23 protein-coding genes, 1 tRNA gene and 1 rRNA gene are annotated in these 25,431 nt (G+C 30.1%); 1 reads left to right on the plus strand and 24 read right to left on the minus strand.

Going from position 1 to position 25,431, the window contains the following annotated elements:
* Positions 1-46: 46 nt before the first annotated feature.
* Both LEBU_RS09060 and LEBU_RS09065 read right to left on the minus strand, forming a co-directional pair.
* Positions 47-670 (minus strand): SH3 domain-containing protein, encoded by a 624-nt coding sequence (locus LEBU_RS09060; RefSeq protein WP_015770039.1) that lies wholly within the window; start codon positions 668-670, stop codon positions 47-49.
* Between the two features lie 108 nt (positions 671-778).
* Positions 779-1,294 carry an SH3 domain-containing protein gene (locus LEBU_RS09065; protein WP_015770040.1) on the minus strand — a complete coding sequence of 172 codons (516 nt, stop codon included), beginning with the start codon at positions 1,292-1,294 and terminating at the stop codon, positions 779-781.
* 617 nt (positions 1,295-1,911) lie between these two features.
* Here LEBU_RS09065 and LEBU_RS09070 point away from each other — a divergent pair.
* On the plus strand, positions 1,912-2,562 hold the full coding sequence (locus tag LEBU_RS09070; RefSeq protein ID WP_015770041.1) for a hypothetical protein: 651 nt from the start codon (positions 1,912-1,914) through the stop codon (positions 2,560-2,562).
* A gap of 38 nt (positions 2,563-2,600) precedes the next feature.
* Here LEBU_RS09070 and LEBU_RS09075 read toward each other — a convergent pair whose 3' ends face one another.
* The 22 genes from LEBU_RS09075 to rrf all read right to left on the minus strand — a co-directional run bounded on the left by LEBU_RS09075 (position 2,601) and on the right by rrf (position 25,382).
* Positions 2,601-3,320 carry an amino acid ABC transporter ATP-binding protein gene (locus LEBU_RS09075; RefSeq protein WP_015770042.1) on the minus strand — a complete coding sequence of 240 codons (720 nt, stop codon included), beginning with the start codon at positions 3,318-3,320 and terminating at the stop codon, positions 2,601-2,603.
* Entirely contained in the window at positions 3,317-4,030 is a 714-nt protein-coding gene (locus tag LEBU_RS09080) for an amino acid ABC transporter permease (protein WP_015770043.1), read from the minus strand. The genes LEBU_RS09075 and LEBU_RS09080 overlap by 4 nt, the downstream gene beginning before the upstream one ends.
* Before the next feature lie 107 nt (positions 4,031-4,137).
* A complete protein-coding gene (locus tag LEBU_RS09085; protein ID WP_015770044.1) occupies positions 4,138-4,893 on the minus strand; it encodes a transporter substrate-binding domain-containing protein in 756 nt (251 codons plus the stop codon).
* 302 nt (positions 4,894-5,195) lie between these two features.
* Complete coding sequence (locus tag LEBU_RS09090) at positions 5,196-6,374, minus strand: hypothetical protein (RefSeq protein WP_015770045.1); 1,179 nt, start codon at positions 6,372-6,374, stop codon at positions 5,196-5,198.
* Positions 6,375-6,581: 207 nt separating this feature from the next.
* On the minus strand, positions 6,582-7,631 hold the full coding sequence (locus LEBU_RS09095) for a 2,3-butanediol dehydrogenase (RefSeq protein ID WP_015770046.1): 1,050 nt from the start codon (positions 7,629-7,631) through the stop codon (positions 6,582-6,584).
* 320 nt (positions 7,632-7,951) lie between these two features.
* A complete protein-coding gene (locus tag LEBU_RS09100) occupies positions 7,952-8,899 on the minus strand; it encodes an acetyl-CoA carboxylase carboxyltransferase subunit alpha (RefSeq protein WP_015770047.1) in 948 nt (315 codons plus the stop codon).
* 33 nt (positions 8,900-8,932) lie between these two features.
* Positions 8,933-9,784, minus strand: coding sequence for an acetyl-CoA carboxylase, carboxyltransferase subunit beta (accD, locus tag LEBU_RS09105; RefSeq protein ID WP_015770048.1), 852 nt, complete (start codon positions 9,782-9,784; stop codon positions 8,933-8,935).
* Between the two features lie 96 nt (positions 9,785-9,880).
* Positions 9,881-10,825, minus strand: coding sequence for an RluA family pseudouridine synthase (locus tag LEBU_RS09110; protein WP_015770049.1), 945 nt, complete (start codon positions 10,823-10,825; stop codon positions 9,881-9,883).
* Between the two features lie 25 nt (positions 10,826-10,850).
* On the minus strand, positions 10,851-11,957 hold the full coding sequence (gene rodA, locus LEBU_RS09115; RefSeq protein ID WP_015770050.1) for a rod shape-determining protein RodA: 1,107 nt from the start codon (positions 11,955-11,957) through the stop codon (positions 10,851-10,853).
* A 70-nt stretch (positions 11,958-12,027) separates the two neighbouring features.
* Positions 12,028-13,248 carry a M16 family metallopeptidase gene (locus LEBU_RS09120; RefSeq protein WP_015770051.1) on the minus strand — a complete coding sequence of 407 codons (1,221 nt, stop codon included), beginning with the start codon at positions 13,246-13,248 and terminating at the stop codon, positions 12,028-12,030.
* Between the two features lie 27 nt (positions 13,249-13,275).
* Complete coding sequence (locus LEBU_RS09125; protein ID WP_015770052.1) at positions 13,276-14,352, minus strand: LptF/LptG family permease; 1,077 nt, start codon at positions 14,350-14,352, stop codon at positions 13,276-13,278.
* Between the two features lie 13 nt (positions 14,353-14,365).
* Positions 14,366-15,463, minus strand: a complete 1,098-nt coding sequence (locus LEBU_RS09130) for an LptF/LptG family permease (protein WP_015770053.1) — start codon at positions 15,461-15,463, stop codon at positions 14,366-14,368.
* Between the two features lie 159 nt (positions 15,464-15,622).
* The gene (locus LEBU_RS09135; protein ID WP_015770054.1) at positions 15,623-16,204 is read right to left on the minus strand and encodes a CvpA family protein; all 582 of its coding nucleotides are present in this window, start codon (positions 16,202-16,204) and stop codon (positions 15,623-15,625) included.
* 11 nt (positions 16,205-16,215) lie between these two features.
* Entirely contained in the window at positions 16,216-17,313 is a 1,098-nt protein-coding gene (gene alr / locus LEBU_RS09140) for an alanine racemase (protein WP_015770055.1), read from the minus strand.
* Positions 17,314-17,378: 65 nt separating this feature from the next.
* On the minus strand, positions 17,379-18,350 hold the full coding sequence (gene secF / locus LEBU_RS09145) for a protein translocase subunit SecF (RefSeq protein ID WP_015770056.1): 972 nt from the start codon (positions 18,348-18,350) through the stop codon (positions 17,379-17,381).
* Positions 18,340-19,554, minus strand: a complete 1,215-nt coding sequence (secD, locus tag LEBU_RS09150) for a protein translocase subunit SecD (protein ID WP_015770057.1) — start codon at positions 19,552-19,554, stop codon at positions 18,340-18,342. The genes secF and secD overlap by 11 nt, the downstream gene beginning before the upstream one ends.
* A gap of 41 nt (positions 19,555-19,595) precedes the next feature.
* Positions 19,596-20,012, minus strand: coding sequence for a Holliday junction resolvase RuvX (ruvX, locus tag LEBU_RS09155; RefSeq protein WP_015770058.1), 417 nt, complete (start codon positions 20,010-20,012; stop codon positions 19,596-19,598).
* A gap of 184 nt (positions 20,013-20,196) precedes the next feature.
* Positions 20,197-22,812 carry an alanine--tRNA ligase gene (gene alaS / locus LEBU_RS09160; protein ID WP_015770059.1) on the minus strand — a complete coding sequence of 872 codons (2,616 nt, stop codon included), beginning with the start codon at positions 22,810-22,812 and terminating at the stop codon, positions 20,197-20,199.
* A gap of 49 nt (positions 22,813-22,861) precedes the next feature.
* Positions 22,862-23,485, minus strand: a complete 624-nt coding sequence (locus LEBU_RS09165; protein WP_049756112.1) for a Type 1 glutamine amidotransferase-like domain-containing protein — start codon at positions 23,483-23,485, stop codon at positions 22,862-22,864.
* 5 nt (positions 23,486-23,490) lie between these two features.
* Positions 23,491-24,225, minus strand: coding sequence for an LPS export ABC transporter ATP-binding protein (gene lptB, locus LEBU_RS09170; RefSeq protein WP_015770061.1), 735 nt, complete (start codon positions 24,223-24,225; stop codon positions 23,491-23,493).
* Between the two features lie 952 nt (positions 24,226-25,177).
* A tRNA-Asn gene (locus tag LEBU_RS09175) sits at positions 25,178-25,254 on the minus strand.
* Between the two features lie 15 nt (positions 25,255-25,269).
* Positions 25,270-25,382 (minus strand): 5S ribosomal RNA (gene rrf, locus LEBU_RS09180).
* Between the last annotated feature and the right edge of the window lie 49 nt (positions 25,383-25,431).

The raw sequence follows: 25,431 nt of genomic DNA on the forward strand, positions 1-25,431 counted from the left end.
AGATGCATTTGTCATTTTTTATCTTTAAAATTTAAATTAATTATTTTTATTCACCGCTATCATCATCATCTTGTTTAGCAGGTTTACTTTGGTTTCTTTGTAATTGGCTTTTATGAATATATCCTTTGTTTCCTTTAGAATCTTGAACTCTGTACCAATCTCCATTTTTTCCTGTTACTCTTACTTTTTCGTTATCATCTAACTCATTTACTATAGCTGATTTTGAATTTGGATCTTTTCTTACATTTACTAGATCTAAATCTGTTGATTTTGTTATAAGTGTTCTTTCTTTAGTTGGTACTGTTTGATTAGTTTGGTTAGTATTTTTGCTGCTCTTATTTGTATTTGTTCTGCTTACAGTTCTTTGCGGTGCTGGATTGGCAGCTTGTTGTTGCACCACTTGTCCTTGTTGTTGTTGCTGTTGTAATGCCGCTTGCTGTTGTGGATCTGTTACTACTGTTCCATCTGGCTGTAATTGTTGTGGTGGTGTCTGAACATTAGCTATATTTTGAATTTCTGCTTGTTCTTTTTTCTCTTTCTCCAATTTTGCTATTTTATTTTTGGCTCTAAAAATAAAAAATATTCCTGTACCAAATAAAATTAATGCAAGTACTCCGATTACTGCTCCTAATATAACCTTTACTATTGCATCATTATTCTGTCTAGCCATTTTAATTCCTCCTTTATATTTTTAAACTTTTTTCTAAAAATGACAAATTAATTATAATAATGTCTTATTATTACCTAAAATTTTAATAAACAATTTTATTTCTAAAAATTATCGTTTCAATCCACTTTTAGGAACATAACCTGTCCCACCGTCATATTTAACATAGTACCAGTCTCCTTTTCTTCCCAAATATTCTACAGGTTCTCCGTTTGATAAGTCAGCTATGAGTTCTGATCCTTCTTTTGGTTCTAGTCTTACGCTGACTATTCCATCTTCATCTCCACTTCCATCTATATAAAATATTACAGGCTCTGATGACTGAGAATTTTTTTCTGTATTTTGAGTTTTTTTAGGTTCTTTTTTTACTGGCTGTGATTGCTGCTGTTGAACTGGTTGTGGCTGTAATTGGGGTACTGTTTGAACCGAAGCCATATTTTGTGCTTCTAGTTGTCTTTTTATTACTTCCTGCTGTTCCTTTTCCAATTTTGCTATTTTAGTCTGCATACTAACAATATAAATTATCGCAATTGCAAATAAAACTAGCGAAAAAAATCCAATTACTGCTGCTAATACAATTTTTACTACATTATTATTGCTGTTATTAATATTATTTTGTTCCATCATTCAAAATTCTCCTTTCTACTTAATTACAATTTCAACACTTCCTATTCTATTCAAGAATTAATAATTTATTTCAACAAACTTCTAACTATAGTTAATTTTTTCACTATTCAATTTATACATTTTAAACTATGTTAATAGAAGTCTAATATATTATACCACATTTTTAGTATTAGCCAAATAAAATGTTAAATTTTTCATTCTTTATTAAATATAAAGTATTTTAGAAATTTTCTTACTCACAAAAAAGTATGCTATTCTCATTAGATAAAATAAGTCTTAAAATATGAATTGTAGAAAAAGAGAGAGTGAATAAAAATAAAAACTTTGACAAAAGGAAACGAACTGAAAACAATAATTTATTTTTCCTTATCAGTTTTAATATAAAATTTATTTCAGCAAATTTACAATATTCCAAACACAATTATTGCAGTAATTTTAAATAGTATCTTAGATATATTTTTTGTGGCAATACTGAATTAGGATTTATCATTATTCAAATTCTAGTAAGCAATTTTAGGTACACTTCAATGACTAAAAATCTATAATCTTTATTTGTAATATCCTAAAAAATATGTTAAAATATTAATAGAAATAAAATTACTAAAGGAGTGATTATTATGAAAAAAGTACTAACTTTTCTTTTACTAACAATGTCAATTCAACTATTTTCCGCCAATTACAAAGTTGTTCTTAAAAAAGGGGTTACTTTATCACAACAGGAAATCAATAAGAATAACAAGGAAATAGAAATTGCCGCTAAAAGGGACTTTGATTTAATTATGAATGCTACTATGCAAGGAGCAAATTCTATGGTTTCCGAAATGATGAATGGGCAGATGCCGTTAAGTTCATCTGATAAAAAATTTGAAAAAAAGATGAAATCATTTTACAACGATTTATTTAATATTATGATGAAAAAAAGTAAGACTAATATTGAAAAAATAAGATATGTTAAAAATGATGTTGCAGAAATAACTTTAGAATTTAAAATTCCTAATACAACAGAAAATTTCCAAAAATACACAGAATCAATGATTACTGAGCTTCTTTCTAATAAAAATTTAGATAAGATGTCAGAAAATGAGTTTATGGAAAAATTTATGACAAAAATGTTTAATGATATGAAAAAAATGTACGAAAATACAAACAGCTATATGTCTGTAAAAGGATCAATTTATCTGGAAAAAGACAACGGAAAATGGGCAGTTGCAGAATTGGATGAAAAATTAAGAAATTACAAAGAAATGTATAAAATTACAAAAGAATAATTTAAAAGGGCTTCCATTTTTAGGTAGCCCTGTATTTTTTATAATACTTTTAAGAAATTTTGAGTTCTTTCGTGCTGTGGATTCAAAAATACGTCATTTGGACTTCCTTGCTCCACAATTTCTCCATCAGCCATAAAAATTACCCTGTCGCACACTTCCCTTGCAAATCCCATTTCATGCGTTACAACAACCATTGTCATTCCGTCTTTTGCCAGCGATTTCATTACTTGCAGCACTTCTCCTACCATTTCAGGATCTAGAGCTGAAGTTGGCTCGTCAAATAATATTGCTTCAGGATTCATTGCCAATGCTCTTGCTATTGCAACTCTTTGTTTTTGCCCTCCAGACAAACTGGATGGATAAAAATCCGCCTTTTCTTCAAGCCCTACTTTTTTTAGAAGTTCTTTAGCTTTGACTTTAGCTTCTTCTTTGCTCATTTTTTTTAATGTAACTGGGGCTAAAATAATATTTTCCAAAACTGTTAAATGTGGAAATAAATTAAACGACTGGAAAACCATTCCTATTTTTTCTCTCAATTTATCAATATTCAAATTTTTATCAGCCATATCCTCATTATCTACCAAAATATGTCCTCCGTCAAATTCCTCAAGTCCATTTATACATCTTAAAAATGTACTTTTTCCTGATCCAGAAGGCCCAATTACACTTATAACTTCCCCTTTTTCTATTGCTACACTTATATCTTTCAAAACAACGTTATTTCCAAATTGTTTTTTTAAATTTTTTACTTTTATCATACTTTTAGCTTCCCTTCTATTTTCTTGAATAAAGTTGACAGAATTTTGATTACAAGATAATAAATTAATGCGATAATTAACATTGTTTCAAAAGTCTTATAATTAGTTTTGAATGCAATTTGCCCTTTCCCCATCAAATCAGCAACTCCTATTACCATCAGTAATGATGTGTCTTTTAACGACGTAATGAATTGATTTAAAATTGCGGGTATCATATTTTTTATCGCCTGTGGTAAAATGACTTTTCTCATTGCTTTTCCAAAAGATAATCCCAAACTTCTGGCAGCTTCCATTTGCCCTGTGTCAATTGCCTGTATTCCTCCTCTAAAAATTTCAGCCAGAAATGCACCAGCATTCAAGCTTATTATAATAACTCCAGCAATTTCAGGCGACATCTGCTGTCCGTTTAGGAAAGCCTTATTTATAATCGGAACAACTCCAAAATAAAAGAATATCGCTTGCACTAATAACGGCGTTCCTCTTATAAGGTCAATATATTCCTTCCCAATCCACTGCAAAGTTTTAATCAGATAAAAATTAAAATTCTTCTTTTTCGTAGGCACAAAATTTATATATCCTACACCAATACCAATCAGCACGGCAAAAAATAACGATATTGCCGCTATCAAAAGTGTCGTGCCTAATCCAATTAAAAATTCTATTTTATATTCTGATAATATTTCAACATAAGTTTTTAAATAATTCAGCATATTTTTCCCTTTCTAAAACTCAAAAATTTAACTTAAAAAAGCAAATCAGTCCTAGAATTTTATATTTACGCTATGATGTAAAAGAACCTTTTGCTTTTTTATTTTTATTATTTTGTATATTTATCCACTATTTTTTGATATTCTCCATTTTCTTTTAATGTTTTCAATCCTTTGTTGAATTTTTCCAATAATTCCTTATTTTCTCCTTTTTTAACCATGAATCCGTATTCATTGTTTGTCAATTTTTCTGTTCCTATTTTAACATTTAAGTTTGGATTTACTTTTATTGTATAGGCAATTACTGGATAATCTTCAAATGCCGCATCTGCCTGATTATTTTCTACTGCCTTTAATGTAGAAGCTGAATCTTCAAATACTCTTATAGTAGCTTTCCCTTTTAAATTATCTTCTGCGAATTTTGCTCCAGCTGTACCATTTTTTACAACTAGTCTTTTTCCTTCCAAATCTTTTACAGTTTTAATAGTACTGTTACCCTTGTTAACTAAGGCAACTAGCCCTGATTCATAATATGGATCAGAAAAATCTACAGATTTCTTTCTTTCTTCAGTAATGCTCGCTCCTGCAATTACTCCATCAAGCTGTCCTGACTGTAACGCTGGAATCAATCCCCCAAAATCCATTGGCTTAAATTCCACTTCAAATCCTTCTAGTTTCCCAATCGCTTGCAACAATTCTATATCAATTCCAGTATATTTGCTATCCTTTTTATATTCAAATGGCGGAAAACTTGTGTCTATTCCAATTGTATATTTTTTCTTGCCATCTGCCGATTTACTTCCACATGCCATTGTTAACATAAATACTGTCACTAACATAATCATTTTTAACATTTTAGATTTCATAAAAATTATCCTCCAAATTTTAGATTTTATTTCTTAAATTGCTTTTTTGCATTTAAGAATATTCGTTATAAAAAAAGTCTAGCACAAAAAAAAATTATTGTCAAAATTTTTAAATTTTTCATATTTTTCCATTTTTTTACTAAATTTTTCACAAATTTTAGAAAAAAAATCTTGTTTTTCCCTTAATTTTAATTGCTATTCGCCATATAAATTACTTTTTTTCACTAATAACTCAAATTATAATTTACACATAATAAAAAAAGAGCCATCATTTTTTGGATAACTCTTAATTTTTTAAAATTCTAATACATTATTTTGGGCGGAATATATTGTACTACTTTTGAATTTTTAGATTTTATTTGTTGTTTTATACCATTAAACATTGACTCATTAATTTTAGTTATATCTTGTTCAGAAATACTATTTATAATTTTCTCAGCTTTATTAAATTTACCTAAACGTCTGTTAGCTTCTGCTTTTATTAATAAAGCATCCCCTCTTTCTTCTCTTCGCTGCTTTAAAGTTGCATAATCTTTACTCTTTTGTGATTTTTTTATTTCATTGTCTAAATTGGCAATTACCTTATCAATATAATTTATGGATTTTGTAAGTTCATTATTTGTTGAAAGACTTTGTTCATTGTAGACGTATCCTAAAAAATTTTCAGGTTCATCCATATAAAATAAGCTCACAGCTTTATAATATTTTTTATCTAGTTTAGCAAATAAACGGTCTATTTTTGTTTTTTCACCTAATTCACGATATAATTTAGCTTGTTGTAATAATTGCTCTTCAGTTATTTCTTTCTTGTCTTCAGCTATTTCTCTTTGTAAAAATTTAAGTGCCTTATTTACAATCATCCGTTTATCATTTTTATCTTGAATTTTGTTTTTGAAACGTTCAAAACCATTGCTTAACTCAATACCTGTCAAATCATAATAAAAATTTGCCGCCTTTTGTAAATCTTTTGATGAAACACTCTCCAGTATTTTATTCATTTTCTCATATTCTTTATTTTCAGCATACAAATTTAATAATTTCCAAGGTATTTCTTCCTTTTTAGCTTCAAATGATTTTTCCAAATAATTTATTCCCTTTTGCAATGCTTCTTTTGTTATCGCCTGATTTTCTGAATGGTCAAAATAATACGAATTATAATAAGCTTCTCCAATTTCCTTATCCGAAAATTCTTTTGTTAATTCATAAAATCTTCCTAAATAATAATATTTTCCCGCCTCTTTGGAAATTTCACGATAATCTTTTCCATTAATAATTTTTTCGTATTTTTTTAATTCTGCATTGGTAAATTTTTCCTTAAACATTACAAATTTATTTCCAGGACATTGTGGTATATGAAAATCTACAAATTTTTCTCCACCAATAGGACAAACATACGGTGTTCTTATCGCAGGGGTTCCAAAAATATTTAAATTTCCAATAATAATTCCTCCCAAAATTATTACTCCAACTTTTAACTTCATTTTTCCACACTCCTTTTAAAAATATAGTCAAATCTCTTTAATACTATAAAAACTAATAATATCTTACCTATAATTAATTATAACATCAAAACCTTTAATTAAACTTAAAATAAGCCAACAAAAAATAATAAACCTGCTCTTTTCTTAACTTTAAGATTAAAAGCAGGTTTACCAAATATATACTTAATTTTTAGACTCTCAATTTAATTATTTAGGCGATACCAAAATCTTAACTTGGCTCTTTTCTTTAACTAATGCCTCAAATCCTTCATTTACAATATCTTCCAATTTAATTCTTTTTGTTACTAATAAATCTTTTGAAAAATATCCTTGTTTCATCAGTTCCAATGTTTTAGGGAATACATCACGGTATGCGATAACTCCTTTTATTGTTCTTTCTTGAATTACCACTTCGTTAGGCTGAATCGGTGCTTCTGTTTCCCAGATACTTACAACCATTAATTCTCCATCTTTTTCAGCGGCTTCCAAAGATTGCTGCAATACAGCAGGAACTCCTGTCACTTCATAAGACACATTTACTCCGCCATTTGTTTTCTCTTTTATAAATTCAACTGAATTTACTTTTGTTGGATCTACAATTATTGCTCCTAATTTTTTAGCGATTTCCTGTCTTTCAGGCGAAACTTCCACAGCATAAATTTCTGTTGCTCCAGATGCTCTCAATGCGTCAATGATAAGAAGCCCGATTGGTCCACAGCCGAAGACTGCGGCTGTATCTCCTGTATTGAATTTGCTTTGTCTAACTGCGTAAACTGCCACTGCTGCTGGTTCTGTCAATGCTCCTTGCTCAAAGTCAATTTCATCAGGTAATTTATGAGCCTGATCTTCATTTACAACTACAAATTCAGAGAATCCTCCACCTCCACCAGCAAGTCCGATAAAGTTCAAGTTAGGATCTAGATTATATTTTCCAACTAATCCATTTTTTGCCAAAATCGGCTCAACTGTAACTCTATCCCCAACTTTAAATTTAGTAATTCCATTTCCAATTTCTATAACTTCTCCACAAAATTCGTGTCCCATTGTGATAGGCGCTTTTTCATTAGTATAAGGATGTGGAGTATCTGCTGGAATAAAAATAGGACCTCCTAAATATTCATGCAAATCACTTCCACAAATTCCAGCATATTTTACTGCGATTTTAATTTGATTTTCTCTTGTAATTTCTGGAATTTCTACTTCTTCAACTCTTACATCTTTTCTGTTATGCCATCTTGCAGCCTTCATTGTTCCCATTTTTGCTTTCCTCCCAAATTGTTGTTAATTATATCATTTAAATTTAAAATTTCTGTTTCTATACTTTATTAGTATACCCCAATTTTTTTTAAAATCAATACTAATTTCTGAATTTATTTTTTATTTTAAATATTTTTTATATCAATATAGTAAAACGTCTTTAAAACCGAACTCAAAATCTATGACTATTTTACTCAAACCCTAAATTTATATAATTTTTAGTAGTTCAATTTTAAATGGGTTCGAGTATATAATAAAAATTGTCAAAAAAATAAGGCAAGTTAATTTATGCCTTATAAAAATATTTTTTTATTGCTTGACTATTCTTCAAAGAAATCTCCAATTTTTCTATATTTCTCATATCTTCTTCTTAATAATTCTCGAAGTGAATACTTATCTATCCGTTTAAATTCCTTTACAACTGCTTCTTTCAAATTCTGCGCTGTTTCTTCAAAATTTCGATGAGCTCCACCCAAAGGTTCTTTTATAATTTCATCTATTACTCCTAGACTTTTTAAACTGATTGCATCCATTTTCAGACTTTTTGCCGCTTCCGCTGCTTTTGTTGAATCATTAAAAAGAATCGAAGCGCAGCCTTCTGGAGAAATAACAGAATATACACTATTTTCAAGCATTAAAATAGAATCTGCCACACCAATTCCTAATGCTCCTCCACTTCCACCTTCTCCAATTACTACTGATACAATTGGCACTCGAAATCCAAACATTTCTGCCAAATTTTTAGCAATAGCTTCTCCTTGCCCTTTTTCCTCAGCTTCAATTCCAGGATATGCTCCAGCTGTGTCAATTAACGTTAAAATTGGTAATTTAAAACGTTCTGCCATTCTCATCAGTCTTAGAGCCTTTCTATAACCTTCTGGACTTGCCATACCAAAATTCCTGAAAATATTCGAATCTATATCTCTTCCCTTCTGCTGTCCGATAATCATTATTTTATATCCATCAATTGAGGCTAATCCACCTACAATAGCATGATCGTCTTTTGATAGCCTATCTCCGTGAAGCTCTACAAAATCTTGAGTCAATTCATTTATATAATCCAATGTATATGGTCTTTTAGGATCTCTTGAAATCTGAATTCTATTCCATGCATCCAGTTCATTTTCTTCAAAATCTTTATATTTACTTTCCAATTTTTTTTCCAGTTCTACTATTTGAGCAGAAAAATCAATATTTTTTTCATCTGAAAATGACTTTAATTCCGATATTGCCTCTTCTAGTTCCTTAATTTCATCTTTTATACTCATATTCCTATCCTTTCATTTGAGAAATTTTTAAATTTACACCAATTTTTCTAATACTCTATAAATTGTTGTTTTCAAATCTTTTCTTTCTGAAATTATGTCAACCATTCCGTGTTCCAATAAAAATTCAGCTCTTTGGAAACCTTTTGGCAATTTTTGATTTACAGTTTGTTCTATAACTCTTGGCCCTGCAAAGGCAATTAAAGCATTCGGCTCTGTTATTATTACATCTCCAAGCATTGCAAAAGAAGCTGTTACTCCACCTGTAGTCGGATCAACAGGAACTGAAATAAAAGGAATTCCCGCTTCATTTAATTTTTTTACTGCACCTGAAGTTTTTGCCATTTGCATAAGTGACAAAATTCCTTCCTGCATTCTGGCACCACCAGAACTTGAAACAATTACAACTGGTATTTTTTCTTTAAGCCCTAATTCAAGAGCTCTAGTAATTCTTTCACCAACAACAGAACCCATACTTCCACCCATAAAATTAAATTCCATTGCCGCAATACTTACTTTTATTCCATTAATTGTTCCTATCCCACTAATTACTCCGTCTAACATTCTACTTTTTTCACGTGCAATTTCTAATTTTTCTTCATATTCAGGAAAAGATAACACATTTTTAGAATTAAGCGTCATATCTTCTTCAAAAAATGTTCCTTCATCAATTAATAATTCAATTCTTTCAAATGCTGTTAATCTAAAATAATTCCCACATTTTGGACAAACATTCAAATTATTTTTTAAATCTTCATTATAGATAATCTCATTACACTGATTACATTTTTTCCACTTGTTATCATCCACAATGTCAACTGTCAACTTTGACTTAGATGTAAGTGTTGCATATTTATTTTTTGATCTTTTACTTGAAAATAATCCCATTCTCTTCACCTCTTGTTTAAAATTAAATAACAGATGTTATAATACTCTATATAATACCTTATCTATATTAGAAATAACTTTGATAAATATGTATTTTTAAAGAAACACTTTATTTAAAATTGAAAATTTATAATTATCAAACGAAAGGAAATAACAGCAAAGGAAAAATTTATTACTTCCATCCTGTATCCCATACTTTTTATCGCCCACAATTGGAATTTTTTGATGTGCTAACTGTGCTCTTATTTGATGTTTTCTTCCTGTAACCAAATCAACATCCAAAAGAAAAACATTTTTATTATTTTTTTCTAGTAAATCTAATATTTTTTTTGTATTTTTTAACTCGCTAATCAAAATTTTTTTAAAATTTGTAATACTTTTTTTTGAATCTTTTGAAATAGGATTTTCTGAAACAATAACTTTATTTTCTGTTGTTGTTAAATAATTTTCAATTTTAAAAATTTTAGATTCAATATTATTTTTTATATTATGCACAATTGCAAAATATTTTTTTTGTATTTCATTATCTCGAATTTTTTGAGAAATATATCTTAAAAATTTTAAATTCTTGCAGCCAATTACAAGTCCTGATGTTTCAAAATCAAGTCTATTAGCAAAATTAATATTTTCATTTTTAAAAATTTCCTTAAAAACTTCGGCAAGTCCATATTTATGCCCTGTTCCCTTATGCATCGGAATTTTTTCACTTTTATTGACAATAAAAAAATCTTCATTTTCAAAAATTATCATTTTTTTATATTTTTCCAAATCACTTTTCTGTATTTGAATTTTTTTCAGATTATTTTTTTCAAAACTTTTTTTATTATCAAAGTTTTCTGAAAATAAATTTTTTATAACAATTGTATCATTTAATGCAAGTCTATAATTTTCCTTTGACTTTTTTCCATTAACCTTAACATCTCCAGCTCTTATTGCTCCAAAAATTCTACTTAACGGCTCATCCTTAAAATTTTTTCTCAAATACCTGTCAAGACGCATTCCTTCCATTTCCGAATCTACAACAACTTCTTTACTTTTCAAAAATTTTCTCCTATTCAACTTACTTTTACTTATTATGAACTTTTACACTTTCCACTATTCCTATCATTATAAATGAAGCCAAAAATGAACTTCCTCCATAACTCATAAACAATAACGGTTTTCCTGTAACAGGTACAAGTCCGATTGTCATTCCCACATTTACAATTACGTGCATAAAAATTACTGCTGCCATACCATAGAGTATGAGTCGCCCAAAATCATCTTGTATAATCCGCGATATCCTCATTATTTCATAAATCAGCCCAAAATATAGAAGTAAGACTAGTGAAGAGCCTAAAAATCCTAATTCTTCAGACAATACTGAAAAAATAAAGTCTGTTTGTGCTTCTGGCAAAAATTCCAATCTGCTTTGGCTTCCTTGTAAAACCCCCTTTCCTAATGCTCCTCCCGCACCAACGGAAATTTTTGATTGAATTACGTGCCACCCGCTTCCTTTTCTATCTGTTTCAGGATGTAAAAATGTCTCCACACGTGTTCTCTGGTAGCTACTTAAAACAAATCTGTAAACAGGATAAACTGACAACAATACAACAAGTCCAATTATCCAGATTGGTTTCATATCAGCTCCATATAGAAATATCATAAATAAGAATGCTGAAACCGTTATTAATGTTGTTCCTAGGTCAGGCTGTATCAAAACTAATAAAATAAGTGGCATCGTTGGTAAAATTGAGCCAATAATGTCTTGCAGATTGTTAATACCGTCTTTATACTTTGTTACAATCCAATAAGCGATTATTATAATAATTCCCACTTTTACAAATTCTGAAGGCTGCAATTGAAATGGTCCCAAGGAAATCCAACGCTGTGCTCCCAGAGTCTTTTTTCCTGCAAAACGCACAATCAATAACAAAGTAACACCTATACCATAAATATGCCAAACATATCTTTTCAGATTTCTATAATCCATATATGACAACAACAAAACTAATATAGAACCTACTGCAATCCACAGAATATTCTTTATAACCATTCCACTTTGTCTTGTTGCACTATATACGAAAACTGTACTGATTGTTACAAGTGCATAGACTATTAATAAAATCATCTTGTCCATCCGAAAAATATTATTTTTTATTTCTTCTATCATTAATTTTTGGTTTCGAAACATTTCCTTCTCCTAATTTTAATTTTTTATTTCCCCTCAATTAACTTCATTAACCTTTACTGCTTTATTTTTTCTATACGTTAATATTCCCCAAAACTGTAATATTTTCTTCCAGATATTTCATTCTTGCAAAATTATTCACATCTTCAAGTCTTACTGTATTTACTTCATTTTTCAATTTCTCTGTATCTAGAATTTCATTTTTTCTAATATAATAATTTCCTAAAATTCCCATTCTTGAACGTGGATTTTCCATAGCAAATGAAATTCTACTTATATATTTATTTTTTGATTTTTGAAGCTCCTCTTCCGTCACTCCATTCTCACGTAATTTCTTAAATTCTAAAAGTGTAATTTCTATAGCTTTTTCATAACTTTCCAAATTAGTTCCAATATATGTTGAAGTTAAACCTCCAGAAAGATAATACTGGTTATATGTATAAACAGAATAGGCTAGTCCATTTTTCTCACGAATTTCCTGAAAAAGTCTAGAACTCATTGAACCTCCTATAATATTTGACAAAATATCTGTATATACTTTTTTTTCACTGTTATAATCTTCACTTTTATGAGAAATGCAGATATTTACCTGATTTATATCTTTTGAAACTGTTCTTTTCCCTGCATTAAATGAAAAATCAATTTTTTCACGTCTATCAACTTTTGTATCAGCCAGTTTTCCAAAATACTCATTTATTTTCTGAATAATTTCATCTTTATCAAAATTTCCTGAAACTACAACTAGAATATTATCCTTTGTATATCTTTCCCTATAATATTTTCTAATCTCTTCTGCTGTAAATCCTTTTACACTTTCTTCTGTCCCAATAATCGGCTTTCCATATTGTCCATTTATACAATCTGCATAATTTGTTTCAAATACAAGGTCATCTGGCGAATCCTTATACATCTTGATTTCTTCCACAATTACATCTTTTTCCTTTTCCAGTTCTTTTTCATCAATTGTAGAATTTGTAACAATATCAAACAAAATATCCACAGATTTTCCTAAAAATTGTGTCAAAGCGTTTATATAAAAAACTGTTTCTTCCTTTGTTGTATGTGCATTCACATTTGCTCCAAGATAGTCAATCTCTTCTGAAATTTCAAAATAGCTTCTTGTTGGTGTCCCTTTAAAAATCATATGTTCCAGCACGTGTGAAATTCCTTCTTCCGTATCACTTTCATCTCGTGAACCTGTTTTTACAAATACTCCGACCGAACAAGTGGAAATACTTTCTAATTTGTCAAAAATAACTTCTATTCCCGTATCCGTTTTTATTTTTTCTATCATTCTAATCCTTTCTCTTCTAAAATAATTTTAATATTCTGCATCTTTAAACAATTTTATTCCAACAACAAGGAATATTATTAATGGAACAAAACAGGCAACATAAATTGGAACTGTTCCAGAAACTGCCATTGAACGTAAAATTGTGCTGACTCCATAATACGCATAACCAATTATTACAGACAATCCAATATTTACAGCAGCTCCTCCTCTAACATATCTACTCCCTAGTGAAAGCCCTATTAAAGACATTACAAGCGAAGATAATGCAAAAGATATTCTATAATAAAATTCTATTCTTAAATTTAACGAATCTGCTCCAACTCTTGTAAAATAAACTGTTTTTTCACGTAATTCTGGCATTGTCAAATTTTTAGCTTTTACCGCACTTGCGAGTACATCTTCCATCGAAGCCACAAATTTAAATTTTTTTGTATCAAACGGTTTTGTTACATTTGTTTTGCTGTCATATTCCTTTAAATCTTTAAAAGTCCATTCATTAGTTTTAGGATTAATTTTAGCAAAAGAAGCTGTATACATTTTTCTTATTACTTTAAATCCATTTTCAAATTTTAGAATTGTAACATAGTTCATTGTTCCGTTATTTTTATTTGCATGCCCACTAAAGAGAACTGTTCTTTTATCAATTTTCACGAATACAAAATCCTTTTCTGATCTGACAGGCTCTTTATTGTCAATTTTCAATGTCTTCAAATCTTCCTTTTTTGTATTTGCTCTCCCAAGATAATCATAATTTAACCAAAACACTCCCAAACTTACTAAAGCTGAAAATAAAATGGGAAATAATGCAACTCTTGCAAAACTTATCCCGCTTGTCTTCATTGCGGCAACTTCCAGCTGTTTTGCCATTTTACTTATACATAGGAGACTTCCTAACAATACTCCAAGAGGAGCTGTGTTTGTTACAATTTCAGGTATCCCGTATCTTAAATATTTTAAAGCTTCAGAGCCTTTCAGTTTTCCATCCATAAGCCAACCTGTCAATGTAATACTTTCGGCTAGCAAAAATATTAGAAAGAACATCATCATACCTAAAATAAAACTTTTTACATAATTTACAATTATATATTTATCTAATTTATTCATGCTCCTCCTTTCGCTAATTTCCTTTATATTTTTTTATTGAAAAAAATATGCACAATATAAATAAAACAAAATTAGGAACCCACATTGCAATACTAGCTGGTACATCATTTTTTAAAACCATAATTTTAGCATAGCTTGCCATTCCTATATATCCAAATATAACTATTAAACTTATTCCAAAACTTATTCCTCTTCCACTTCTTCTATGCCCCACAGAAAGTAAAACTCCTAGCCAGCATAAAAAAGTACTTGCAAGAGGTCCTATAATTCTTTGGTAAATTTCTACTTGTGCTTTTAATGCTGCTTCCTTTTCTTCAGGATTTTTTATATTTGCTTTATAAAATTTTTCCAGCTCCTTTAAATTCATTTCCTTACGACTCTTCTTCAACTCTTGTTTCTTTTCCCTAAAAAAAGTGGAAATCGGTATCTCCTGCTCCTGATATTCAGCTGATACTTGACTGCTTCCAGTTTTATCAAAGGCGTATCCCTTTACCTTCTTTAATCTTATAATTCCTGGATCAAACTTTGCATCTTCAGCTAGAAATACTATTGGATACGGATTATCTCCACGTTTATTTATAATTAGGAAATTTTTAGCTGTAGCCTTATCGTTACTCACTTCGTCTATATAAAATCCAAAGCCTTTTTCTTCATTTGACAAAAAGACTTTTTCTTCTGTAAGTGAACTTGGTCTTGAAGCTAAAATCTGCTTTGTCTGAGCATTAATATTTTTTAATGCACGTGGATTTACATAAAGCTCAAGCCCTAATCCAATAAGAGTAAGTATCACTCCAAAAATAAATGCAGGTCTGATTATTCTAAAAAGCCCGACTCCAGAACCTTCCATTGCAACAATTTCATTTGTTTCAGAAAGTCCACCATAAACAAGCATCACTCCAAGAAATGCTCCCATCGGTATCGTCTGCACTAAAACTCCCGGCATTGCATAAAATAAATAGTCAATTATTGATATAAATGGCAAATCACTCGCAAATAATCTTTCCATAACTTCCATTACAACATTTAACATCATAATAAATGTAAATATGCTAATTCCAAATACCGATGGCAGAATAAGTGAATTGTAGATATATTTGTCAATTATTTTCATTTTTATCAGTTTTCCTTTTTTAATTATAATTTTTGATAAGCAATACCATTTTAAAACTAAACTCAAAAGTTTGAAAACCTCTATTTTAAAGATATTCAATTTTTCAGTTCAATTTTAAAAAGGTTTGAATATTATTCTAAAATGTTATTTTTAAATGTTCTAATCTGCAGTTCGACTATTCTTAAATTCTTCTGTCTCTAATTTTTTATAATTACTTAAAATATCATTTATTATTTGATTTTCCCTTTTTTTTACAGCATAATTTTCTACATCATTTTTTATAAAATTTGGAAAAGAATCTAAATATTTTAATGCATATTTTGTCATAAATTGGGCAGAAACACTTTCATCTCTTATATTTCTTATTTTTTTACTATTTAACGAACCCGTAATAATGACAATATAAATAATAATTGAAACAAAAAATATTTTAAATATTCCAAAAATTATTCCAGAAAATTTATCAAATCTTTTTATTTTTATAGTTTTCAAGAACTTCCCATTCATTATTAAAATAACAGAATAAACAATATACTGGATTACAACCATAATAATAAATATCTTCAATTGATTTCTCGATTTTATTTTTTCTGAATCAAAAAAAAATTTATAAATATAATTCGTAATAAAAATAATCAAAATATATTTAAACATATTAAAGAATTCCAATGAAAATCCCCTTTTATATCCAAGAAGAATAAATATTATCAGCAATATTATAAATCCAATATCCAGTATCATTTTTCCTACCTCTATTTTTCCACATAAATTCTAGGCACTCTTTGACTTATTCCACACATAATTTCATACGAAATTGTATTACATAAATCAGCAACTTCCACAACACTTATATTTTCCCCAAAAAATTCCACAATATCACCTTTTTTAGCCATATCTTTCAATTCATCAGGAAGTAAAATCATAAGCTGATCCATACAGACACGTCCTACAATTTCACATTTATGCCCTTTGTAAAAAACATAGCCTTTGTTTGACAAATCACGCCTTACTCCGTCAGCATATCCAATAGAAACTGTCGCATAAGTTCCTCCAGCTTTTCCTTTATACGTGTTTCCATAACTTATAAAACTGTCTTCCTTTAATGTTTTTATGTAACTAATTTTTGCCAAAAGAGACATTACTGGCTTAAATTTATATGGAAACGTTTCTTCATCTATAACTCCTCCATAAAGTATAATTCCCACTCTTACAAAATCTTCTATGCTGTCCTGAAATTTTAAAGTTCCAAAGCTATTGTGCAAATGTCTATATTTTATTGATGGTATCCCACTTGATATTTTTTCACACATTGCTTTAAATTTGCTTTCCTGCAATTTTGTATAGTCTTTGTCACTGTCTGATGATGAAAAATGCGAGAAAATTCCTATTGGATTAATATGGCTAGAATTTTTTAAGATTTTATTCAAATCTTCCACTTCACTTTCCTGAAACCCTACACGTCCCATTCCTGTATCTATCTTTATAAATACATCTGTAGTTTTTCCTTTTTTTCCCCCAGTTTTTTCCAAATATTCTATTTCCTCAAAATCTGTCACCATAAAATAAATATTTTTATCAGCAATTAAATCCATATACTCATTTTCCACAGGACCTAGTATAAGCACCATAATATCATTGTGAAGCTCCTTAATTTTAAGTGCTTCGTCACTCGTAGCAACTGCAAAGTTCTTTATTCCCTTTTTTATCAAAGCATCACATATTTTAAGCATTCCATGCCCATAGGCATCTGCCTTTATAACTGCTATTATTTTATCTTTTGCTACAATTTTTTCAATTTCATCAATATTGCTATATAAATTATTTATATTTATTTCTGCCCAGCATCGCATTTTTCAATTCACCTTCTAAATTTATCATTTTTTATTTATTATCAAATATATTTTTTGTTTTTCAATTAAACTAATACTTTATCTTTTTCATCATATCCATTTACTGTTTTACCAGAACTTTTTATAACATCTTTAGATTTTGGCTCATTTTTACCTTTTTTCATTATGTAAACCAAAGGGCTTGCCACAAATACTGATGAATAAGTTCCAACAAGCATTCCTATAAACAGAGTCATACTAAACGTTTTTAATGTATCTCCACCTAAAATTAAAAGAACAATTACTGAAAACAGAGTTGTCAATGAAGTATAAATTGATCTTGTAAACACTTGATTTATTGATTTTTCTATTACTTCACCAAATGATTGTGTAACTTTATTTCTTCCTTCCCTGTTTCTTTTAATATTTTCACGAATCCTGTCAAATACAACAATCGTATCGTTAATCGAATATCCTAAAATTGTAAGAATTGCAGCAATAAATGGTGTATCTATCTCATATTTAAGCATTGCAATAACTCCAAAGGCAATAATAACATCATGAATTAATGCCACAATTCCTGCTACCGCATAAATAAATTCAAATCTTACTGTAATATAAATAATAATTAAAATACTTCCAATTAAGAGTGCCTGAATTGCATTAGATGTTAATTCCTTACCAATTACGGCACCTACAGTTTCATTTTTCACAACTTCATATTTCCCAGTTTTTTGGCTCAATTCTGACATTACTTTTGCTTTTTGTGTATCTTTTAATTGTTCAGTTCTTATAATAACAGTATTATCTGTGTCTGAAAATTGCACTCTTTTAGCTTTCATTTGTGGTATTTCTCCAACTAAACCACTTAATGTACTGTTTACTGCATTCTGGTCAATTTTTTTCTCATATTTTAACTGAATTAACTCTCCACCTTTAAAATCTACACCAAGATTTAACTTTATTGCAAATAATGAAACTAGCGAAACTATAACCATTACTGCCGAAATTCCCAAATAAAGTTTTCTACGCTCTATTACTTTTAAATTAATCTTCATTCAAAGCTCCTTTCCAGAACAACTGCTCTCTTTTTATGTTAAATGTTTTTATAAATAACTTTAATATTACTTTTGAAACAAATACTCCTGTAATTATAGTAGCCACTACCCCAAGCGACAATGTTACAGCAAATCCTTTAATTGGTCCAGTTCCAAGAAAGAACAATACCGCTGCCACGAGTAATGTTGTTATATTTCCATCAATTATGGCAGGAAAGGCATTTTCATAACCTCTTTCAACCGCATCGTGAAGCGATTCTCCAAGCCGCAATTCTTCTTTTATTCTCTCATAAGTAATTACATTTGAATCAACTGCCATACCAAGTGTAAGGATAAATCCTGCAATCCCTGGAAGTGTCAAAGCCGCACCAATACCGCTAAGAAGTCCTAAAACTAAAACTCCGTTTATTAAAAGTGCAATATCAGCAACAATTCCTGGTATTTTATAAATAGCAATCATAAATACTGAGATTACACCTAAGGCAATTAGCCCAGCTATTCCAGTCTGTTTTATTGAATCTACACCAAGTGTCGCTCCAACTGTTCTATTTTCAACAATTTTAATTTCCACAGGCAATGCCCCTGATTTTAACAGATTTGCAAGATTGTTTGCTTCTTCCATTGAAAATCTTCCAGTTATAATTCCGCTTCCACCGTTAATTTCACTGTTAATTGTAGGAGCTGACTGTTCTTTATTATCAAGCATTATTGCCAATTGCTTCCCAATATTTTCCCTTGTAATCTTAGCAAAAGTATTTGCTCCCTGTGAATTTAATTCAAAACTTACAGAAGGCATTCCAACCTGATCCCTAGAAACTCCTGCTGATTTTAATGCAGAACCTTCCAATAAAACAGGCCCATAAGAACCATCCTTATTTTTTATTCTAAACTCAAGTTTTGCTGTCGTACCAATCAATTCAATAGCCTTTTGAGGATCTTTTATCCCCGCAAGCTCCACTATCAATTTATCATTTCCACTAAGCTGAATAACAGGCTCAGCTACCCCAATACTATTTACCCGTCTTTCAATAATATTTCTAACCTTACTCATTGTATCAGCCTCTATTTTCCCCTGTGCCTGTAATACAACTGATGTTCCACCACGTAAATCAAGTCCCAGTTTTACTTTATTAAAGTACAAAATAAGAGCTGGAACAAAAATTACTAAAAATAACCAAATATAATGTGATTTTTTATTTTGCATTTTTTCATCCTTTCTTTTTTGTTTTATTTAAATATCTATTCTTAAGGCAATGTGTCGAGATATTTTTGCAAAATTATTGACGCTGCAACCATATCTACTACTTTCCTACGTTCTTTTCCATTCTTTTTGGAATAGTTTTTTAGATAATGCTCAGCCTCTGTTGTTGTGTAACGCTCATCTACAAAGATAATCTGAATATTTGAAATACTCTTTTTCAATTCTTCCACAAATTCCTCCACTTTTTCCACCTGACGTTTTTTCGTGCCGTCAAGACTTTTTGGCATTCCCACTACAACTTTTTTTGTACCTTCATCATCTAGTATTTCCTTTATTCTTTCAACAGGATTTGTCTTTGTTCTGTCAATCACTTCGAGAGCAGTCGCAAGAATTCCCAAAGGATCGCATTTGGCAACCCCAATTCTGACATCTCCCACATCTAATCCAATAAATTTTTTCATTTTTTATTTCTCATTTCTTAAACAATTTACTATTTTATAGACTTAATAAAATTATTTTTTATAAAGTTAAGTTTTACTTAATCAAATATAATTTTAGATTGTCTTGAAAGGGGGAGATTACCCCCTTACTTAATAATATCTGCTTTAGTAAAAATCTAAACCTGTATATCTAAAAGTGAATCTATTATAATTTTTCAGTCACAAACTCAAATGCCTTTTCAACGGCTTCTTTTACAGCGCTTCCATTTTTTCCACCAGCCTGTGCAAAGTCAGGACGTCCTCCACCATTTCCGCCAGCAACTTGAGCCGCAACTTTTACTATTTCTCCAGCTTTCACTTTTGAAATCAAGTCTTTTGTAACTCCAACTACAAAAACTGCCTTTCCATTGTTATTTGTTCCCAAAATAACGATTCCAGACTGCATTTTTTCTTTTCCTCTGTCTACAATCTCTTTTAGCTCATCAACATTTTTATCAACAAATGATCTTTTTAACACTTTCACACCATTTACTGTTTCCACATTTTCAAGCATTTCATTGATTTCATATTTTACCAGTTTTGTCTGCATTTCTTCATGCACTTTTACTGCTGCTCTCATATCTCCAATATATTTTTCGATAATATCGACAACATTTTTTTCATCTGTTCTAAAAATATCAGATATTTCCTTTATTTTTTCTTCAAGTCTGTTTACATAATTCAAACTCTTATGTCCAGTTGTAGCTGTAATTCTACGTGTTCCTGAAGCAATTCCATTTTCAGATTCGATATTGAATAATCCTATTTCTCCAGTTGATTTAACATGTGTTCCTCCGCAAAGCTCGATAGAATATCCGTCAATTTCAACAACACGAACTATATCTCCATATTTGTCTGAAAATAATGCCATCGCCCCTCTTGCTTTTGCATCTTCAATATTTTCATAATTTATTTTTACTTGTAAATTTGATAAAATAATGTCATTTACACCTTTTTCAATTTTTTCAATCATTTCTGGACTGATTGCTTCGTAATGTGAAAAGTCAAATCTTAATTTTTCATCATCCACAAGCGATCCAGACTGCTCTACATGTGTTCCTAGATTTTCTCTTAAAACTTTGTGTAAAATGTGTGTAGCTGTATGATTTCTCTGAATATCTTTTCTACGGTTTACATCAATTTGCATTTTCACTTCCACGCCTACAGCCGGAGCAATTCCTCTTATGATTTCAACCTGATGAATAAAGACATCGTGTTTTTTAACCACATTTACAACTTTTCCTTCAAATTCTCCAGAAGTGATAATTCCTGTATCAGCAACTTGCCCTCCAGATTCAGCATAAAACGGAGTTTTGTCAAAAATCATCTCATATCCTGAAATTCCTTCACTTTTGGCAATATGTAAAAGTTTACTTTTTTCTTCATAGTTTTGCAAATATCCAGTAAATTCTGTTTTTCCGTGCTTTTCAAAAAATTCATCTATAAATTCATCTTTTATCATATCGGAAATTGTTGTTCTGCTGTCTTTTGAACGCTGTACCTGTTCTGCCAGCTTTTTCTCAAATTCTTCTTCTGATGCTTCAAATCCTTGATTTTCCAAGATTAATTTTGTAAGTTCAAACGGGAATCCAAAAGTATCATACAGTTTGAAAGTCAGTTCAGCTGGCAATTCCTTCTGATTTTCCCCTTTTAATTTTTGAATTTCTTCTTCCAGCATTTCAGTTCCATTTTTCAAAGTTGTTGCAAATCTTTCTTCTTCCAGTCTTATAACTTTTTCAATATATTCCTGCTTTTCAGCTAATTCGGGATATGCTTCATTCATTGTTTCAAGAACGTAAGGCACTAATTTATAAAGAAATATATCTTCTTTTTCAAAAACCTTCTGTTTTGCGGCGCTTCCAGCTCCAAAGGCACGTCTTATAATTTTTCTTAAAATATATCCACGCCCTTCATTTGACGGCAATACTCCATCTCCAATCAAAAATACTGAAGCTCTTACGTGATCGGCAATAATTTTTATTGCTTCCTCATTTTCATTTCCTTGAATTTCAAGTACAGATTTTATACCTTTTGTAATATTTGTAAACAAATCAGTGTCAAAGTTGTTATCCTTGTTTTGTACAACTGAAGCAATTCTCTCAAGTCCTGCCCCTGTGTCAATATTTTTTTCTGGAAGCGGCACAAGTGAACCGTCTTCAAGCCTGTTCCATTCAGTAAATACCAGATTCCAGATTTCTAAAAATCTATCTCCGTCATCTCCTGGCTTTCTGTCAGCCTCTTCGTTATTTTTCCCCATATTCTGAGTATCGTAATAAATCTCGCTGCAAGGCCCGCAAGATCCCACAGGTCCTGCCGCCCACCAGTTGTCCTCTTCTCCAAGCCTAACAATTCTTTCTGCCGGCACTCCAATTTCCTTGTTCCAGATTTCATAAGCCTCATCATCTGTTTTATACACAGATACCCAAAGTCTGTCCTCTTCCAGTTTCAATACTTTTGTTATATACTCCCAAGACCACTCAATAGCTTCCTTTTTAAAATAATCTCCAAATGAAAAATTACCTAACATTTCAAAAAATGTATGGTGTCTAGGCGTTCTCCCAACATTTTCCAAATCATTAGTTCTGATACATTTCTGATAAGTCGTAATTCTTTTAAATGGTGCCTCCTTTTCTCCCAAAAAGAATGGCTTAAACGGTACCATTCCTGCTACAGTCAGCAATAAGCTCTTATCATCCGGTATAAGCGACGCACTTTCAAAATGTTTATGCTCTTTCGATTTAAAAAAATCTACAAAACTTTTTCTTATTTCATTTCCTGTCATTATTTGTTTGAGATTGTTGAAACAATCCCGCTCCTTTCCTATTGTATCTTTATTTTATTATTGTAAAATTATTATTTTCAACCAATATTGCTTCTTTATTATTAATCAATTTCAAATCCAATTTATCTTTATATAATTCAACAGTTTTTCTCGAACCTTCCACAAAAGGCTCTTCCTCAAAATGAGGAACTATGCAAAAATCTACTAGATTTAATCCTGCATAACCATCTAATTCTGTTGCCACTGTCTTATCGTCAATTACAGAAGCATACTCTATATCAGGAGCCGCTATTACTGAACCTGCTGATTCTCCAATATATAGCAGTCCATTTTCTATTCTTTCCTTTAAATAAGATGTTAAATTTTTTCTTTTTAATTCTTGCAATAAATAGAAAGTATTTCCACCAGAAATAAAAACTATTTTCGCTTCTGATAATTTCTCTTTTGCAGTCTTTTCTGAAAAAATAGAAACATCAAAATTCTCCACTTCATAACCAAAATCTTCAAATGCCTTTTGAGTAAGATGTATGTATTTTTTATATTCGTCTACATTAGTTGCTGTGGGAATAAATAGTATTTTTTTACTTTCAGTATTTTTATCTAAAAATTTTTTTACAAGTTCTATACTTTCGTATAAAGACGATGTTAAAATCACATTTTTCAAAAAAATCATCCTCTCTAATCAAGTTTGAAGTTATCCCCTAGATACACTCTTCTCGCTGTTTCGTCATTTGCAATCTGCTGTCCTGTTCCTGCAATCAGAATTGTACCTTCTGCCATTATGTAGGCTCTTTCGGTAATCCTCAACGTTTCACGCACATTATGATCGGTAATCAATATCCCAAGCCCACGTTCCTTTAACTGCATTATTATATTCTGAATATCCTCAACTGCAATCGGATCTACTCCCGCAAAAGGCTCATCCAGCAGTATGAAGTCTGGATTTGTAGAAATAGTTCTAGCAATCTCCACACGTCTACGTTCCCCTCCAGAAAGTGCATATCCCAAACTTTTTGCTACATGTGACAATTTAAATTCCTCAATCAAATTCTGCATTGTGGCAATTCTTTCTTTTTTCTTAACTCCTCGCATTTCCAAAACTGACACAATATTTTCTTCCACAGTCAAATTCCTAAAAACAGATGCTTCCTGTGGCAAATAACCAAGCCCAAGCCTAGCTCTCTTATACATAGGCAAATTTGTAATTTCCTCTCCATTGTACATAACTCTTCCATAATTTGGTCTTACAATCCCTGTGATCATATAAAAAGTAGTCGTCTTTCCCGCTCCATTTGGTCCAAGAAGTCCCACAACTTCACCTTTTTCCATAGACAGACTCACACTTTTTACAACTTCCCTTTTTTTATATATCTTTTTCAAGCTATCAGCCTCTATACTAATTTTCCTAGCCATTTTTTTCTCCCATTTAAATAAAAATTAACTAGAGAACCCTCTAGAATCATTGTACAATTTTTATAATATTCCAAAATTAGAAACTCTAAATTTGTGTTACTTTTAAGATTTTTTGATTTTATGAATTAATAAAATTACGATAAAATCAATCTCCATTATTTCTGATTTTGAAAAAATTTGTTATTTATTTAAAAGATTTTATTATTATTCAAATTATTATGCTTTAATACTTCCAAAAATTAAATCAGCAATTATAATTCTAATATTTCTATCTAAAAATAATTTTACTATATTATAAATCATTTTTACTTTTTTTTCTACTTTTTTTTTAAATTTTGACAGAGATGTATTGGATAATCAGGTGTAACACTAAAACCTATTGAAAAAAATAGTAAAATAATACACTAATATCTCTCACAAAATTAGAAATGCTCATTCTTGCTATGCTAAATAATAACACAACTTCACAAAAAAGTCACTACAAACTTCAGCTAGATAATAAATTTGCGTTTATAGAACAGATTTAATAACAAGCCATGAAAATAAAACTTCTGACACTGATTCATAATTTACCAAACTTACAAAGCTGGAAAGTATAAATATAAAAGTATATTTTCTCCTACGAACATAGCACAAATAAAAATGGACTAATAAAGTAGCTTATATCAAAAAGGAAGGGCATAAATTAAACAGAGAAGGAAATATACTTGAATACAAAAACTTTCAGATGAGAAATGAAAAACAATATCGAATTACCATTTAGCCATGTATTTATGAACTAATATTAAACTCCATTTAAATAACAAATTTATTAAACATTCCCTATTTAAGCTAGAAATAATATAAAAATACAATAGAATTAAGAATAAATTTGTTAATTAAGATTAAAAAATAACTAACTGTAAGTGATATGCTATGAAGTGAAATTACAGGAAAGAAAAATAAAAAAAAATGGCGTCCCCGGTTGGACTCGAACCAACGACCCTCTGATTAACAGTCAGATGCTCTAACCGGCTGAGCTACGGAGACACACAAAAGAAAAAAGTTTGGCAACTACCTATTTTCCCGGGACGAATCCAAGTATTTTAGGCGTAAACAGACTTAACTGCCGGGTTCGAAATGTAACCGGGTGTATCCCTGCTGCTAACATCACCAAACTTCAAGAATTAAATTGTCAAGTTAAGACAATGAGAAATAAATAGTAGT

The sequence above is a fragment of the Leptotrichia buccalis C-1013-b genome (genome assembly GCF_000023905.1).
Taxonomy (GTDB): domain Bacteria; phylum Fusobacteriota; class Fusobacteriia; order Fusobacteriales; family Leptotrichiaceae; genus Leptotrichia; species Leptotrichia buccalis.

Excerpts from the sequence above, each read along its gene's own strand:
- secF (WP_015770056.1), bottom strand. The coding sequence starts at position 18,350 with ATGAAGATTAATTTAAAAGTAATAGAGCGTAGAAAACTTTATTTGGGA.
- LEBU_RS09120 (WP_015770051.1), bottom strand. The coding sequence starts at position 13,248 with ATGATAGAAAAAATAAAAACGGATACGGGAATAGAAGTTATTTTTGAC.
- secD (WP_015770057.1), bottom strand. The coding sequence starts at position 19,554 with ATGCAAAATAAAAAATCACATTATATTTGGTTATTTTTAGTAATTTTT.
- LEBU_RS09165 (WP_049756112.1), bottom strand. The coding sequence starts at position 23,485 with ATGATTTTTTTGAAAAATGTGATTTTAACATCGTCTTTATACGAAAGT.
- rodA (WP_015770050.1), bottom strand. The coding sequence starts at position 11,957 with ATGTTTCGAAACCAAAAATTAATGATAGAAGAAATAAAAAATAATATT.
- ruvX (WP_015770058.1), bottom strand. The coding sequence starts at position 20,012 with ATGAAAAAATTTATTGGATTAGATGTGGGAGATGTCAGAATTGGGGTT.
- LEBU_RS09080 (WP_015770043.1), bottom strand. The coding sequence starts at position 4,030 with ATGCTGAATTATTTAAAAACTTATGTTGAAATATTATCAGAATATAAA.
- LEBU_RS09135 (WP_015770054.1), bottom strand. The coding sequence starts at position 16,204 with ATGATACTGGATATTGGATTTATAATATTGCTGATAATATTTATTCTT.
- LEBU_RS09090 (WP_015770045.1), bottom strand. The coding sequence starts at position 6,374 with ATGAAGTTAAAAGTTGGAGTAATAATTTTGGGAGGAATTATTATTGGA.
- accD (WP_015770048.1), bottom strand. The coding sequence starts at position 9,784 with ATGGGATTATTTTCAAGTAAAAGATCAAAAAATAAATATGCAACACTT.
- alaS (WP_015770059.1), bottom strand. The coding sequence starts at position 22,812 with ATGACAGGAAATGAAATAAGAAAAAGTTTTGTAGATTTTTTTAAATCG.
- alr (WP_015770055.1), bottom strand. The coding sequence starts at position 17,313 with ATGCGATGCTGGGCAGAAATAAATATAAATAATTTATATAGCAATATT.
- LEBU_RS09075 (WP_015770042.1), bottom strand. The coding sequence starts at position 3,320 with ATGATAAAAGTAAAAAATTTAAAAAAACAATTTGGAAATAACGTTGTT.
- LEBU_RS09125 (WP_015770052.1), bottom strand. The coding sequence starts at position 14,352 with ATGAATAAATTAGATAAATATATAATTGTAAATTATGTAAAAAGTTTT.
- LEBU_RS09130 (WP_015770053.1), bottom strand. The coding sequence starts at position 15,463 with ATGAAAATAATTGACAAATATATCTACAATTCACTTATTCTGCCATCG.
- lptB (WP_015770061.1), bottom strand. The coding sequence starts at position 24,225 with ATGGCTAGGAAAATTAGTATAGAGGCTGATAGCTTGAAAAAGATATAT.
- LEBU_RS09095 (WP_015770046.1), bottom strand. The coding sequence starts at position 7,631 with ATGGGAACAATGAAGGCTGCAAGATGGCATAACAGAAAAGATGTAAGA.
- LEBU_RS09100 (WP_015770047.1), bottom strand. The coding sequence starts at position 8,899 with ATGAGTATAAAAGATGAAATTAAGGAACTAGAAGAGGCAATATCGGAA.
- LEBU_RS09085 (WP_015770044.1), bottom strand. The coding sequence starts at position 4,893 with ATGAAATCTAAAATGTTAAAAATGATTATGTTAGTGACAGTATTTATG.
- LEBU_RS09060 (WP_015770039.1), bottom strand. The coding sequence starts at position 670 with ATGGCTAGACAGAATAATGATGCAATAGTAAAGGTTATATTAGGAGCA.
- LEBU_RS09070 (WP_015770041.1), top strand. The coding sequence starts at position 1,912 with ATGAAAAAAGTACTAACTTTTCTTTTACTAACAATGTCAATTCAACTA.
- LEBU_RS09065 (WP_015770040.1), bottom strand. The coding sequence starts at position 1,294 with ATGATGGAACAAAATAATATTAATAACAGCAATAATAATGTAGTAAAA.